Origin of the sequence: Streptomyces sp. NPDC050759 (genome assembly GCF_044456945.1) — a bacterium.
Lineage (GTDB): Bacteria > Actinomycetota > Actinomycetes > Streptomycetales > Streptomycetaceae > Streptomyces.
The window spans coordinates 945972-959481 of sequence record NZ_JBITGI010000001.1 but is presented as its reverse complement, the minus strand read 5'-3'; the positions used below and the strand labels follow the sequence as shown (position 1 = coordinate 959481).

Below are 13510 nucleotides of genomic sequence, written 5' to 3'. Positions count from 1 at the left end.
GCCTTGGTTAACGCCTGCCGACCTCCGGACGACACGCGCGTGTCCGCTGCCCTCCGGGGCGGCGAAGTGCTATGCGACGGGTTCGTGGTGGGCGATGTGAGCGACCGGCGCGACGAGGTCCTCGGCCCGTTCCGCCACCGCCTTGTCGGCGAGGTCGTTCACGGCGGTGTTGAACCGCTCCATGGACGTGGGCCGGTCGGGCCCCAGCACGTACTCCTTGAGGGTGCGGCGCTGCGGGGCCATCGGGTCGTGACGGGGTTCGCGGACCGAGCGCAGGATCTCCGGGAGCCGGGTGCAGGCGTGGTCGAGCAGATACGCGCCGCCCGCGGTGGTGTAGGCGGCCCGGAACTCCTCGTCGGGCAGGTCCCGGGCGTTGGTCAGGACGTACGGCTTGAGGCTCGCCACGAAGTCGGCGACCACCGAGGAGACGTCACTGATGAGCAGGTCCGCCTGGTTGAAGCACTCGTACAGGGTGGGGAGCTGTTCGAGGATCACGTGATGCCGTGCGGTGCTCCGGCTCGCCCAGAAGATCCGGTGCCACTCGTCCCGCAGCTCCTGCCACTCGGCCGCGCCGTCCTGGTCGGGGACCCGCGCGTCCCTCAACTGCTGGGCGTCGTCGCCCTCGTGACTCCCCGACATCTCGTCGAGACGGGCCCGGATCTCCTGCAGCCTGGCTCTCGCAGCCTCGGTGTCCTTCGCGTCGCCGGCCCTCAGCAGTTCCCTGATGGCCCGGTCCGCGGCGGCCGCCTCGGGCGAGCGCCTGCCGGTGAGGGGGTGCGGCTTGTAGATGATCCGGACGTTCTCCGCGAGGAGCTTCTCGATCAGGGGTACGCCCATCGGGATCAGGGACGTGTGGCAGTCGTCGTCGCTCCAGCCCTCCCAGGTGGGCGCGTAGAGGACGACGGGCACGGGGCCCGCGATGTGCTCGGCGTGCGGCCGGACCGGGGCCAGCTGCGGGCGGCCCACCTCGACGATGGCGTCGTCGCTGATGGCGTGCCGCACCCGCCGGTAGCGGTCCCGGCCCGCCCGTCCGGCCACCCAGATCTCGTCGTACACCTTGCTGACGCGGTTGCTGCTGGCGAGCTTGTCGCTGTCGCCGTGACCGATGAAGACGTGCTTGGCCTCGGCGACACGCAGCATGTGGACGTTCTTGCCGGCGTTGCCGGGGTAGAGGACGACCCGGACGCCGGACAGCTCCAGCTCGGCCAGGTCGTCGGCCTTGGGCACGCAGACCACGGGGATCCGGGTGCGGCCGAGGAAGCGGAAGGAGGCCCGCTCGCGCAGGACGATCACCGGGCGCCGGTCGAGCTGCTCCAGCGTCTCGATCCACATGTTGACCTGGTACATGAAGTCCCGGGACACCGCGGCGAAGCTGAAGTACAGGGCCACCTCGGGCCGGTATCCGGCGAGTTGGCGGTTGACCTCGCCGATCACCGCGTCCCGGCGGGGCATCCGGCGGACCGCGCGGAACTGTCCCAGCAGGGCCAGGAGGGCGGCCGAGGCCGCGCCGATCGTCAGCGCGTAGCCGACGTAGGCCGCATACCACGTGCCGGTCGCCAGCGCGACGATGAGACCCGCGTGGGCCGGCAGATCGAGGTGGAGCAGCTTGCGCAGGAAACGCCGGTAGAGAGAGGCGGGCGGGCGTTTTGGTATGTCGATCCCGCTCATGTCGAGATTGCGCACGATCACCGGGAGTATCCGACGTCTGCGGATCGCGTGATGCAGTGCCGAATACATCATCACGAGCAGGAAATGGGCGCTGAGGACGGCGAGCCCGGTGACCAGCACCGCGCCCGGCGCGTCCGTCCGGTCGGCCAGGGCGAGCAGCATCACCGTGCGCACGGCGAACCGCATCGTGCGGCTGAGCTGCAGGGTCGCCAGGCGGCGGACGAATCCCGGGGCCTTGGCGTGCAGGGCCTCGTCGGCCAGGTAGGTCACGGCCCACGCCGCCGTGAAGCCCCACAGTGAGGGCAGCAGTGCCAGGACTGGCAGTGCCGCGAAACCGGCACCGAAAAGGATCACCAGGAGAAGTTCGGTCTTCCCGGGAACGCGCAGGGCGGTGCACAACCGACGGATCGTCATGGGCGGGGCTTTCTCGAGCTGCGGCAATGACCTTGTTGTCGGCAGTTCGACGCGAGCCGGAGGCGAATGGTTGTACATCGTGACGTCGGAAAGAATTCACTTTCGATTAACGGGAGGGTGTTGTTCCGCTTTCCTTGGATCTTCTCGGAATGGGGAACCGGACCGGCCCTGGGACGCGTCCGGTACCGGGTCCGGGGACTGGACGGGCGCGCGTCACCGCGTCCCCTTCGCGTACATTGCGGACGAGGTACCCGAAGTGGCGCGAGGGGACAGGACACAAGGTGGCAGGGGCAAGGCAGGCTGTGGGCGAGGCCCGCAGGATCGTCGTCAAGGTGGGTTCCTCGTCGCTGACCACCGCCGCCGGCGGCCTCGACGCCGACCGGGTCGACGCGCTCGTCGACGTCCTCGCCAAGAGCCGCAGCGGCGGAGAGCGCGAGATCGTCCTCGTCTCCTCAGGAGCCATCGCCGCCGGACTCGCCCCGCTGGGGCTGCGCCGCCGCCCCCGGGACCTCGCCCGCCAGCAGGCCGCCGCCAGCGTCGGCCAGGGCCTGCTCGTCGCCCGCTACACCGCCTCCTTCGCGCGGTACGGCGTCCGCGTCGGCCAGGTGCTGCTGACCAGCGACGACATGAGCCGCCGCGCCCACCACCGCAACGCCTCCCGCACCCTCGACAAGCTCCTCGCGATGGGCGCCTTCCCGATCGTCAACGAGAACGACACCGTCGCCACCGACGAGATCCGCTTCGGCGACAACGACCGGCTCGCGGCCCTGGTGGCGCACCTGGTCCACGCCGACCTGCTGGTTCTGCTCTCCGACATCGACGGCGTCTACGACGGCGACCCCAGCAGGCCGGGGACCTCGCGGATAGCTGAGGTGCGGGAGCCCCAGGACCTGGCGGGCGTCGAGATCGGCAGCGCGGGGAAGGCGGGCGTCGGCACCGGCGGCATGGTCACCAAGGTCGAGGCCGCCCGGATCGCGGCCGCCGCCGGCATCCCCGTCGTGCTGACCAGCACGATCCACGCGGCCGAGGCGCTGTCCGGCGGTGACACCGGCACGTACTTCCACCCCGCGGGCAAGCGCTCCGCCGACCGGCTGCTGTGGCTCCAGCACGCGTCCACCCCGCAGGGCTCGCTGACCCTGGACGACGGTGCGGTCACGGCGGTCGTCGACCGCCGCAAGTCGCTGCTGCCGGCCGGGATCGCCTCCGTCGAGGGCGAGTTCGTCGCGGGCGACCCCGTCGAGCTGCGGGACGGCACGGGCCACGCGGTGGCCCGCGGGCTCGTCAACTTCGACGCCAAGGAGATCCCGCAGCTGATCGGCCGCTCGACCCGGGAGCTGGCACGGGATCTGGGACCGGCCTACGAGCGGGAGGTCGTCCACCGGGACGATCTGGTGATCCTGCACCCCTGAGGTCCGCGCGTCTCCGGGAGTCTTCCGGCGCCCTCCGGAGCCCCGTGTGCCCGAAAACGGGGTGAACGCCCTGCCAAGAGCGTCGCCCTGAGGTGGACGTTCCGCAAAATCGCCCCACGAGCCCGTGCGGCCTGCTCAACTTTGTCCCAGGGACACATTCCGCCCGACCCGTGGGGTCGACCTGTACATGAAGGAGGCCGTCGTGAGACGAGTGCGCCCTGGGGCGGCGGCGTCCCGCGATGGTGCGGCGGCTTCCGGCGACGGTGCGGCGGCGTCCCGCCATGGTGAGGCTTCCCGCGGCGGGTCCGGTCCGCCCGGCGGGGTCGTCGTGCGGGCGTCCGGCGGTTCTTCGTCGCGGGTGGTGGGTGAGGCCGGTGGCTTGGCGGCGCGGTTGGTGGGTGAAGCCGGCGGCTCGGCGGTGCGGGCGGAAGGTGAGGCCGGTGGTTCGGTGGCGCGAGCTGCGACGGGCGTGACCGGTGGTTCTGCCGCGCGGGTGGTGGGTGAGGCCGGTGGCTCGGCGGTGCGGGCGGAAGGTGAGGCCGGTGGTTCGGTGGCGCGAGCTGCGATGGGCGTGACCGGTGGTTCTGCCGCGCGGGCGGAAGGCGAGGCCGGTGGCTCGGTGGTGGGAGCTGCGGGGGAGGCCGGTGGTTCTGTCGCGCGGGCGGCCGGCGAGGAGCGGGCCCTGACGAGTGTCGCGGCCGGGGACCGGTTCGAGGGCGAGGAGCCCCGGGATCTGCCGCGCCTGTGGCATGTCACCCTCAGCGTCTCGGGCGAGGAGGCCCCGCTCAAGGAGGTCCGGCGCGCCCTCGAGCAGCTCGCCCACGACCACCCCTTCCTGCTGACCAGCCGCTACGCCAACGACCACGCGGAGATCCGGTACTGGGAGGAGGCCCGCGACCTGCACGACGCGGCCGCCGTCGCCCTGCGCCTGTGGGGAGAGCACCGCCAGACCGCGGGACTGCCGCCGTGGGAGATCGTCGGCCTGGAGGTCATCGACCGCCAGACCTACCACCAGCGCATCGCCGAGGGGTACGGTCCGCCGCCGGCCTCACCGGTCGGCGCGCACCCGTTCTGATCGTCGCACTCCGACCCGTGTCCCTTTGATCCCGTCTCGCGCTGTGGAACAACCGGTGGACGGCCCCGTCCGGCGCACTACCCTTCCGGTATGACCTCGCTCTCGCCGTACGACTCCATGACCCCGGTCACCCAGGCCGCCTACCGGGCCAAGGCCGCCGCCGCCGACCTCGCCCCGCTGCCCAGGGCCGAGAAGGACGACGCGCTGCTCGCCATCGCGGACGCCTTGGAGGTGCGTACGAGCGAGATCGTCGAGGCCAACGCCAAGGACATCGCCAAGGCCCGCGAGGCCGGGACCAGCGAGGCGATCATCGACCGGCTGACGCTCACCCCGGAGCGGGTGCGCGCCATCGCCTCCGACGTCCGGGACGTCGTCGCCCTGCCCGACCCGGTCGGCGAGGTCGTGCGCGGCTCGACCCTGCCCAACGGCATCGACCTGCGCCAGGTTCGCGTCCCGCTCGGCGTGGTCGGCATCATCTACGAGGCCCGCCCGAACGTCACCGTCGACGCCGCCGCCCTCTGCCTCAAGTCCGGCAACGCCGTCCTGCTGCGCGGCTCGGCCTCCGCGTACGAGTCGAACGCCGCCCTCGTACGGGTCCTGCGCGACGCCGTGGGCGGCGCCGGGCTGCCCGCCGACGCCATCCAGCTGGTCCCCGGCGAGAGTCGCGAGAGCGTGCGCGAGCTGATGCGCGCCCGCGGCCTGGTGGACGTGCTCATCCCGCGCGGCGGTGCCTCGCTGATCCAGACCGTCGTCACGGAGTCGATCGTCCCCGTCATCGAGACCGGCACCGGCAACTGCCACGTCTACGTCGACGCCCACGCCGACCTCGACATGGCGATCGACATCCTGATCAACTCCAAGGCCCAGCGGGTCAGCGTCTGCAACGCCGCCGAGACCCTCCTGGTCCACCAGGACATCGCCCCCGAGTTCCTGCCGCGCGCGCTGGACGCCCTCGCCGAGGCCGGGGTGACCGTCCACGCCGACCAGCGGGTGCTGGCGTACGCCAAGGACACCAAGGCGACCGTCGTCGAGGCCACGCTCGACGACTGGGACACCGAGTACCTCTCCTACGACATCGCCGCCGCCGTCGTCGACTCGCTCGACAAGGCCGTCGAGCACATCCGGCTGTGGACCTCAGGACACACCGAGGCCATCGTCACCACCTCCCAGCAGGCCGCCCGCCGCTTCACCCAGCTGGTCGACTCCACGACGGTCGCGGTCAACGCCTCCACCCGCTTCACCGACGGCGGCCAGTTCGGCTTCGGCGCGGAGATCGGCATCTCCACCCAGAAGCTGCATGCGCGCGGTCCGATGGGCCTGCCGGAGCTGACGAGCACGAAGTACATCGTGACCGGGGACGGTCACATCCGGCGCTGACGGCCCTCGCGCAGAGGGGCGCGCACCTGCGCATATGCGTCCGTCACGCGCCCCCGCCCCGCTTCCGTGGCGCACGCGAGGTGTCTCACCAGGCGGATGAATTTCCATGCCGTCTGCCCAAATTGACCCCCCAGGTCTACTCTGGATCCGTGCCGGAGGACGTGGGGGGCACGCCGTTCCCTGACGGCTGGGAGCCCGACGACGACCACGACCGCGGGGTGTCGGACGAAGAGTTCGCCTCCGTGGTCTTCGACGAGGCCTTCGTACGGGCGGCCGTGGTGCACGAGCCGACCGCCGTCGAGCGCCTCCTGGCCGCAGCCCAGGCGAGAGCGGAGGCCTCCGAGGCCGAGGCCCGCCGCGCACGCCCCAGAGGCGAGCGGTACGAGGACGGCTACGGACCCGGCGGTTTCGGCCATGATCCCGAGCTCGACGACCTGGACGACACCGAGATCCTCGAAGGCCGCTACGGCGCCCCGGGGACGTACGGCAAACAGGTCCGCTGGCACCGTCCCGTCGCCTGGATGCTCGCCCTCGTCATGGGCATCGGCATGGTCGCGCTGGCCTTCACGGCGGTCTACAGGGGCGCCTCCTCGGGCAGCCGGGACCGGGTTCCGCCGCCGGCCTCGACCGGTCTGGAACAGGGGAGCACGGTGACGCCCTCGGCGTCCGCCGACTACTCCCAGCCAGCCGTCTCCGCGGTCCCGCGGACGCCCTGACACTCCTGGTGAGAACCTGTCAGAACTTGTCGCACAGCAGGGCGTTTACCTGAGCCCCCCGAGACCTACCCTGAAGATATGGGAGGGCCAGGAGACCCACCTGAGGGGACACCCGAGGGCGGCCCCGTGGGTGGTGAGGACGAGTACCGATCCGTCGTCTTCGACGAGTCGTTCGTCCGCGCTGCCCGCCTCCAGGAGTACTCCGCGCAGGAGCGCATGACCGACCACGCGCCCGCCGTACGCCGCCGCCCGCCGCTGCGCCGGGGACTGTCCCGGCAGGCGCTGATCCTGTTCCTGCTGATCGCCCTCGCCTTCGGCACCGCCATCTACATGGGTGTACGGCACCCCTACCAGAACTCCGCGGTCCGCCGGCCCGTCGAGCCCCTGCGGATGACCGTCATCCCGCTGGCCCCCGCGGGCAAGGTCCCGGGGCACACCGACGCCGAGTACCTGTACGGGCACAGCCCGGCCGCGCAGTACCGCGTCGGCGCCGAGGGCATCCCGCTGCCGGCCTCCCGCCGCACCGCGCACTTCTCCGACAGCCAGGTCGTGTCCGCGCTGACCACCGCCAAGGACTACATCGTCCGGTCCTCGCTCGACCCGGACGTCCTCGTCGGCGACCAGGTCCGTGCCGTGCGGGTGCTCCTCGACACGGACCAGCTCGACCAGTTCGACCAGAGCTTCGCCCACCCGGCCGCGGACGGGCGGCACGCGCCGACCGGGTGGCTGGTTCGTTTCGACCCCGCAGAGACGCGGCTGGCCGACCACAGGATCCGGGTGCAGGGGAGCCTGCAGGCCGCCGAGACCGACTCGTCGACGCTGGAGGTCACGGCGGACCACACGTTCGTCTACGCGCTGCGTCCCGCGACCGCGGGAGCCAGGGCCGAGGTGTCGCTGTTCACCGTCCGGCGTGAGCTGCACTTCCGGTTCGACCGGGACGATCTGCGGATGCACACGGCTCAGCTGGTCGTGTCCTATGTCCAGGCCGGGCCGCTGTCGTGTGCGGAGGACTCCACGAATCGGCTGCATCCCTTGCTGGCCGGGGAGACGGCGAAGGCAGGCGGGCCTGCGGGGACGGATCCGTACGCGACGGGGAGTGCCACGGCGCTGTGCGGGTCGCTGGCGACCGGTGCGCAGCCGAAGGTGTGACCTGGGCCTGGGCACTGACCGGGGCACGGGGTCGGTTCGTCCCGTGCGGTCCGGCGGGGGCCGGTAGGGGGCCGGTCGCGCCCACGCGGCGAAGCCGCGCAGCGACACAGCCCCCGCAGCCCCGGGGGTCTCAGCCCTCCTCGTTGCCGTTGCGGGACGTGTCCGTCGGCGGCTCGTCCTCCCGCGGGGCCGAGTTCGAGAAGCCGCCGAAGCCCCTGCGCACCCTGCCGCCCAGATCGCCCGCTCCGCCCGCGATGTCGCTGACCAGCTTCATCAGCGGGTCCTTCGAACTCTTGACGTTGGTCGCGTAGGTCGCCGCCGACTCGCGGAAGGAGTCCGTGACCGAGGTGTCCTTGTCCTCGGTGCGGCGCGGGTAGTGGCCGTCCATGATCCGCTGGTGGTCGCGGGACTCGGCCCACTTCTTCAGCTCGGCCGCCCGCACGGTGGTGAAGGGGTGGGAGCGCGGCAGGACGTTCAGGATCTTCAGCACGGAGTCGCGCAGGTCGCCGCCGGCCTCGTACTCCTCGGCCTGCTTCAGGAACGCGTCCACGTTCATCTCGTGCAGATGGTGACCGCCGGCCAGCTTCATCAGGCCGCGCATCGAGGCCTTCAGGTCCTGGCCGACCAGCAGGCCCGCCCGGTCCGCCGACAGCTCCGACTTGCGGAACCACTCGCGCAGCGCGGTCACGATCGCCATGATCGCGATGTTGCCCAGCGGGATCCACGCCACCCTGAGGGCGAGGCTGGTCAGGAACAGCAGTATGGTCCGGTAGACCGAGTGGCCGGACAGGGCGTGGCCCACCTCGTGGCCGACGACCGCCCGCATCTCCTCCTCGTCGAGCAGGTCGACCAGACCCGTGGTGACGACGATGATCGGCTCGTCCAGGCCGATACACATCGCGTTCGGCTGAGGGTCCTGGTTGACGTACATCGGCGGGACCTTCTCGAGGTCCAGGATGTAACACGCGTCCCGCAGCATGTCGTTGAGGTACGCGAACTGCTGGTCGGAGACGCGCACCGAGTCGGACAGGAACAGCAGCCTCAGACTCCGCTCGGGGAGCAGACCGCTGAGCGCCTTGAACACCGTGTCGAAACCGCTCAGCTTGCGCAGCGCCACCAGGGCGGAGCGGTCGGCGGGGTGTTCGTACGCACGGGAGGAGATTCCCGGGAAACGCCTGCGCTGCCTGCTCGGCACGTTCTCGTGCCCGTTGTTCTGATGGCCGTCGTCGGACATGTCTTCCCCCATGTGCGTCTTTGGCTGTGCCCTTTGACCTCTGTGATCCTTTGCGGACCCTTGTGCGGCCCTTTGCGCCCCCCGAAGCAGAGCCCAGCCTAGGCGGAGATAGCGTGGACGGGCAGTACAGCGAAGGAGTCCACGTGATGGAACACACCCGGGCCGCCTGGCTCACCCAGGCCGCGAGCGCCGCCGAGCAGCAAGGATCCGGAGATCTGCTCCGGGTGGTACTGGTCGTGATGTTCCTGGGCTGTGCGTTCACCGCGTGGTTCCTGCTGCGGGGGTACAAGCGGAAGGACGACTGAGAAAGGTCGAAGGTTCCCCGCCGTCCCCCAACGGTGGAGTCGGCGTGATCGCCCTCACCGCGCCCGCTTACGATGGGCCGACATCTTTATCCCGCCCACCGGATAGGTCCTGCCGAAGATGAGCTTCCACAGCACCGCTGCCCAGTTGGTCACCCTCGCCGCAGAGGGCCAGGAGCACGGCGGCAACCACGAGAGCCTCGACCCCTTGGTGACCGGCGGCGGGGCGTTGCTCATCCTGCTGCTCCTGCTGTGGATCACCACCCGTTTCAACCGCGACCGCTGAGGCGCCGAGTGCCCAAAGCGGGGCACTCGGGGCCTCCTCCGGCCGGTGCCCTCAGATCGGGCCGGTAGGGTCTGCACGCATGGGAGAGCAGGACATGCCTACCGGCCCGGGCAACAGCCCGTCGAACCCCGGCAAGCGCCGCCTCGGCGTCATGGGCGGAACCTTCGACCCGATCCACCACGGGCACCTCGTGGCGGCCAGCGAGGTCGTCGCACAGTTCCACCTGGACGAGGTGGTGTTCGTACCGACCGGCCAGCCGTGGCAGAAGACCCACCGCCGGGTCTCCCCGGCCGAGGACCGCTATCTGATGACGGTCATCGCGACCGCCGAGAACCCGCAGTTCTCGGTCAGCCGCATCGACATCGACCGCGGTGGCGCCACCTACACCACGGACACGCTGCGCGACCTCAAGTCCCTCAACCCCGACACCGACCTCTTCTTCATCACGGGCGCCGACGCCCTGGGCCAGATCCTCACCTGGCGGGACGCGGAAGAGCTCTTCTCCCTCGCGCACTTCATCGGAGTCACCCGCCCCGGCCACACCCTGGCCGACCCCGGGCTGCCCGAGGGCGGTGTCTCGCTCGTCGAGGTCCCCGCCCTGGCCATCTCCTCCACCGACTGCCGGGCGAGAGTCGCCAAGGGCGACCCCGTCTGGTACCTGGTGCCGGACGGAGTCGTGCGTTACATCGACAAGCGCGAGCTGTACCGCGGCGAGTGAGCCGAGAGGGGCACCGGTGAACGACCGATACGACGCGGGCTACGGCGACGATCAGGAGAACCAGTACGCACTCGTCGGCTACGACGAGTACGGCCGGCCGGTGTACCGGCAGGTCCCGCCGCAACAGGCCCCGCAGCAGCAGTACGACCCCTACGCCCAGCAGGGCTACGGCTACGACCCGTACGCCACGGGCAGCCGACAGGCCGCGCCGTACGACACGGGCACCCAGAACCCCGTCCCGCCGTACGACCCCTACGGCGCCGGCGACACCGGCCGGCAGGCGCCCGTGCCGCCCTACGACCCCTACGCCAACGGGGCCCAGCAGGGCGGCGGTTCGGCGGGGTACGACCCTTACGGCCAGGCCGCCGCGAGCGGTCAGCAGCCCCGAGTCGCCGAACAGACCGCCTACATCCCGCAGCAGAGCGGGCCGTCCCGGGGCACGCAGGCCGGCCGGGGCCATGCGCAGGGCGCGCAGGCCGCCCAGGGGCACACTGCGGGCCCTCAGGCCGGCCAGGGCTACCGCCCCGCGGTCGAGGAGGATCCCGCCGACGCGGGTCGTCCCGGCACCGCCCGTCCCGGTGCGGACCCCGCCGACGGGGACGAACGGCAATACCACACCGCACAGTTCGCGTTCGTCGAGGATCCCGACGGTGACTCCGAGGATGTCATCGACTGGCTCAATTTCACCGAGAACCGCACCGAGCGCCGTGAGGAGGCCAAGCGCCGCGCCCGCAGCCGGCTCGTCGCCCTGGTCGTCGTCCTCGCCCTGGTCGCGGTGGGCGGCGTCGGCTACCTCTGGTACGCCGGAAAACTGCCCGCTCTGTCGGACCCGGAGAGCAAGAAGGGCACCACGATCGCGGCGAGCGCCCAGAACCGCGACGTGATCGTCGTCCATCTGCACAACACCGCGAAGGGCGGCACCTCCACGGCGCTGCTCGTCGACAACACCACCACCAAGCAGGGCACCACCGTCCTGATCCCCAACTCCCTCGCCCTGACCGCCGACGACGGCACCACGACGACCCTCGCCAAGTCGGTCGACGACGACGGCTCCTCCGGGACCGTCGACTCCCTCGACACCGCCCTCGGCACCGACATCGAGGGCACCTGGCGTCTGGACACCCCCTATCTGCAGAACCTGGTCGACCTCGTCGGCAACATCGACGTCGACACCAACACCGCCGTACCCGACCCGGACGCCAAGAAGAAGGGCCAGGCGCCCCTGGTGAACAAGGGCAAGGGGCAGACCCTCAGCGGCAAGATGGCCGTCGCCTACGCCACCTACCGCGCTTCCGGCGAGGCCCAGAACGCCCAGCTGGAGCGCTTCGGCCAGGTCATGCAGGGCGTGCTGCGCAAGCTGTCCTCCGATCCGACGGCCGCGACCACCACCGTGCAGACACTGGCCCAGATCCTGGACCCGTCCCTGACCGACAAGGATCTCGGCACCTTCCTCGCCAAGCTCGCCGACCTCGCCAAGGGCGGCGACTACAAGACCGCGCTGCTGCCCGTCCAGCAGGACGGCACGCTGAGCGCGGCGGCCAGTGCGAGCGTGGTCAAGGACGTCCTCGGTGGCAAGGCGAAGAGTCCCGACAAGGACGCGGCCGTGAGCGTCTCCGTCCAGAACGCCACCGGCACCAAGGACAACACCGAGAAGGCCCGCGTCGTCCTCCTCAACGGCGGCTTCACCTTCGTCGACGGCGGCACGCCCTCCTCGGCACAGGCCACCTCCAAGGTCGTCTACTCCGACGCGGCCGACAAGGCGAACGCCACCGAGGTCGCCAAGACCCTGGGTCTGCCCGCCGGCGCGGTCACCAAGGGCAACCTGTCGTCGAGCGCGAACGTCTCCGTGGTCCTCGGCCAGGACTACAAGCCGTCCTCCTCGTCCTAGCCCGGGCTCCGGCTCCGCAGCGGCACCCCGCGTGATCTCCACGATCACGTGGGGTGCCGTCGGCGGTCCGTGAGACCCTTGATGTCAATCGACCGCCGACCGAAAGCCTTGTAGTGACCGCCACTGACCGTTCTCTCGAGCTCATCCACGCCGCCGCGCAGGCGGCCGCCGACAAGCTCGCCCATGATGTGATCGCCTACGACGTCAGCGACGTCCTGTCGATCACCGACGCCTTCCTGCTGGCGTCCGCACCCAACGACCGCCAGGTCAAGTCCATCGTCGACGAGATCGAGGAGCGGCTCTCGAAGGAGCTCGGCGCCAAGCCGGTGCGCCGCGAGGGCGACCGCGAGGCCCGCTGGGTCCTGCTCGACTACGTGGACATCGTCGTCCATGTCCAGCACAGCGAGGAGCGGGTCTTCTACGCTCTGGAGCGGCTGTGGAAGGACTGCCCCGAGCTGGAGCTGCCGGCCGACGCCAAGGCGACCCGCGGCAAGGCGGAGGAGCACACCAAGCTCCGGGCCGAGGAGGACGCCGCCGAGTTCGGGGAGCCGCGATGACCGCTCCCGCCGACCGGAAGGGCCGGGGCCGTCGCGTCATCCTGTGGCGGCACGGACAGACCGCCTGGAATGTGGAGCGCCGCTTCCAGGGCACCACCGACGTCGAGCTCACCGAGACCGGTGTCGGCCAGGCCCGCAGGGCCGCCCGGCTGCTGGCCTCCCTCCAGCCCGACGCCATCGTCGCCTCCGACCTCCAGCGGGCCGCGAACACCGCGGCCGAGCTCGCCGCGCTCACCGGCCTGGAGGTGGCCCACGACGAGGGCCTGCGCGAGACCTACGCGGGCGTCTGGCAGGGCCTGACGCACGAGGAGATCATCGCCCGGCACGGCGAGGAGTACGCCGCGTGGAAGCGCGGTGAGCCGGTGCGCCGCGGCGGCGGCGAACTGGAGACCGAGGTCGCCGACCGCGCCGCTCCCGTCGTGCTCCGGCACGCCGAGAAGCTCCCCGAGGACGGCACCCTTGTCGTGGTCAGCCACGGCGGCACGATCCGCACCACCATCGGCCGGCTGCTCGGTCTGGACTCCCGGCACTGGGAGAGCCTCGGCGGCCTCTCCAACTGCTGCTGGTCCGTCCTGGGCCAGGGCGCCCGCGGCTGGCGCCTCATGGAGCACAATGCCGGCACGCTCCCGGAGCCGGTGCTCGGCGACGACGACTGAGGGCTCCGGACCGGATTTCACTTCCGGCAGGTCGCAGGCTAAAGTTCTTCTTGTTCGCCCG

The 13510-nt window shown here is 71.0% G+C and carries 13 protein-coding genes; 11 read left to right on the top strand and 2 right to left on the bottom strand.

Annotation, left to right across the window (positions count from 1 at the left end; all coding sequences use genetic code 11):
- Nucleotides 1-69: 69 nt before the first annotated feature.
- The gene (locus ACIBJB_RS04255; protein WP_398926294.1) at nt 70-2082 is read right to left on the bottom strand and encodes a hypothetical protein; all 2013 of its coding nucleotides are present in this window, start codon (nt 2080-2082) and stop codon (nt 70-72) included.
- A gap of 302 nt (nt 2083-2384) precedes the next feature.
- On the opposite strand from ACIBJB_RS04255, the gene proB reads away from it, so the two are divergent.
- The 5 genes from proB to ACIBJB_RS04230 all read left to right on the top strand — a co-directional run bounded on the left by proB (nt 2385) and on the right by ACIBJB_RS04230 (nt 7808).
- A complete protein-coding gene (gene proB, locus ACIBJB_RS04250; protein ID WP_398926837.1) occupies nt 2385-3491 on the top strand; it encodes a glutamate 5-kinase in 1107 nt (368 codons plus the stop codon).
- 565 nt (nt 3492-4056) lie between these two features.
- Complete coding sequence (locus tag ACIBJB_RS04245; protein WP_398926835.1) at nt 4057-4566, top strand: hypothetical protein; 510 nt, start codon at nt 4057-4059, stop codon at nt 4564-4566.
- 90 nt (nt 4567-4656) lie between these two features.
- Nucleotides 4657-5943 (top strand): glutamate-5-semialdehyde dehydrogenase, encoded by a 1287-nt coding sequence (locus ACIBJB_RS04240; protein WP_266564740.1) that lies wholly within the window; start codon nt 4657-4659, stop codon nt 5941-5943.
- Nucleotides 5944-6065: 122 nt separating this feature from the next.
- Nucleotides 6066-6659 (top strand): hypothetical protein, encoded by a 594-nt coding sequence (locus tag ACIBJB_RS04235; protein WP_398926292.1) that lies wholly within the window; start codon nt 6066-6068, stop codon nt 6657-6659.
- 78 nt (nt 6660-6737) lie between these two features.
- Nucleotides 6738-7808 carry a hypothetical protein gene (locus tag ACIBJB_RS04230; protein WP_398926290.1) on the top strand — a complete coding sequence of 357 codons (1071 nt, stop codon included), beginning with the start codon at nt 6738-6740 and terminating at the stop codon, nt 7806-7808.
- A 130-nt stretch (nt 7809-7938) separates the two neighbouring features.
- On the opposite strand, the gene ACIBJB_RS04225 is transcribed toward ACIBJB_RS04230, so the two are convergent.
- Nucleotides 7939-9042: a M48 family metallopeptidase gene (locus ACIBJB_RS04225; protein WP_398926289.1), complete on the bottom strand. Its 1104-nt coding sequence runs from the start codon at nt 9040-9042 to the stop codon at nt 7939-7941.
- Nucleotides 9043-9188: 146 nt separating this feature from the next.
- On the opposite strand from ACIBJB_RS04225, the gene ACIBJB_RS04220 reads away from it, so the two are divergent.
- The 6 genes from ACIBJB_RS04220 (at nt 9189) to ACIBJB_RS04195 (ending at nt 13449) form a co-directional block, all read left to right on the top strand.
- On the top strand, nt 9189-9347 hold the full coding sequence (locus tag ACIBJB_RS04220; RefSeq protein ID WP_398926287.1) for a hypothetical protein: 159 nt from the start codon (nt 9189-9191) through the stop codon (nt 9345-9347).
- Between the two features lie 118 nt (nt 9348-9465).
- Nucleotides 9466-9630, top strand: coding sequence for a hypothetical protein (locus ACIBJB_RS04215; protein WP_398926285.1), 165 nt, complete (start codon nt 9466-9468; stop codon nt 9628-9630).
- Nucleotides 9631-9709: 79 nt separating this feature from the next.
- Nucleotides 9710-10348 (top strand): nicotinate-nucleotide adenylyltransferase, encoded by a 639-nt coding sequence (nadD, locus tag ACIBJB_RS04210; RefSeq protein WP_311716654.1) that lies wholly within the window; start codon nt 9710-9712, stop codon nt 10346-10348.
- A 16-nt stretch (nt 10349-10364) separates the two neighbouring features.
- The gene (locus ACIBJB_RS04205; RefSeq protein ID WP_398926282.1) at nt 10365-12236 is read left to right on the top strand and encodes an LCP family protein; all 1872 of its coding nucleotides are present in this window, start codon (nt 10365-10367) and stop codon (nt 12234-12236) included.
- Between the two features lie 113 nt (nt 12237-12349).
- Nucleotides 12350-12793, top strand: coding sequence for a ribosome silencing factor (gene rsfS, locus ACIBJB_RS04200; protein ID WP_398926280.1), 444 nt, complete (start codon nt 12350-12352; stop codon nt 12791-12793).
- Nucleotides 12790-13449 (top strand): histidine phosphatase family protein, encoded by a 660-nt coding sequence (locus tag ACIBJB_RS04195; RefSeq protein WP_059205374.1) that lies wholly within the window; start codon nt 12790-12792, stop codon nt 13447-13449. Before rsfS ends, ACIBJB_RS04195 begins: the two co-directional genes overlap by 4 nt.
- Nucleotides 13450-13510 lie beyond the last annotated feature (61 nt).

Coding starts and splice junctions, on each gene's coding strand:
- ACIBJB_RS04255 (WP_398926294.1), bottom strand. CDS start 2,082: ATGACGATCCGTCGGTTGTGCACCGCCCTGCGCGTTCCCGGGAAGACC.
- ACIBJB_RS04245 (WP_398926835.1), top strand. CDS start 4,057: ATGGGCGTGACCGGTGGTTCTGCCGCGCGGGCGGAAGGCGAGGCCGGT.
- ACIBJB_RS04240 (WP_266564740.1), top strand. CDS start 4,657: ATGACCTCGCTCTCGCCGTACGACTCCATGACCCCGGTCACCCAGGCC.
- ACIBJB_RS04230 (WP_398926290.1), top strand. CDS start 6,738: ATGGGAGGGCCAGGAGACCCACCTGAGGGGACACCCGAGGGCGGCCCC.
- ACIBJB_RS04225 (WP_398926289.1), bottom strand. CDS start 9,042: ATGTCCGACGACGGCCATCAGAACAACGGGCACGAGAACGTGCCGAGC.
- ACIBJB_RS04220 (WP_398926287.1), top strand. CDS start 9,189: ATGGAACACACCCGGGCCGCCTGGCTCACCCAGGCCGCGAGCGCCGCC.
- ACIBJB_RS04215 (WP_398926285.1), top strand. CDS start 9,466: ATGAGCTTCCACAGCACCGCTGCCCAGTTGGTCACCCTCGCCGCAGAG.
- nadD (WP_311716654.1), top strand. CDS start 9,710: ATGGGAGAGCAGGACATGCCTACCGGCCCGGGCAACAGCCCGTCGAAC.
- ACIBJB_RS04195 (WP_059205374.1), top strand. CDS start 12,790: ATGACCGCTCCCGCCGACCGGAAGGGCCGGGGCCGTCGCGTCATCCTG.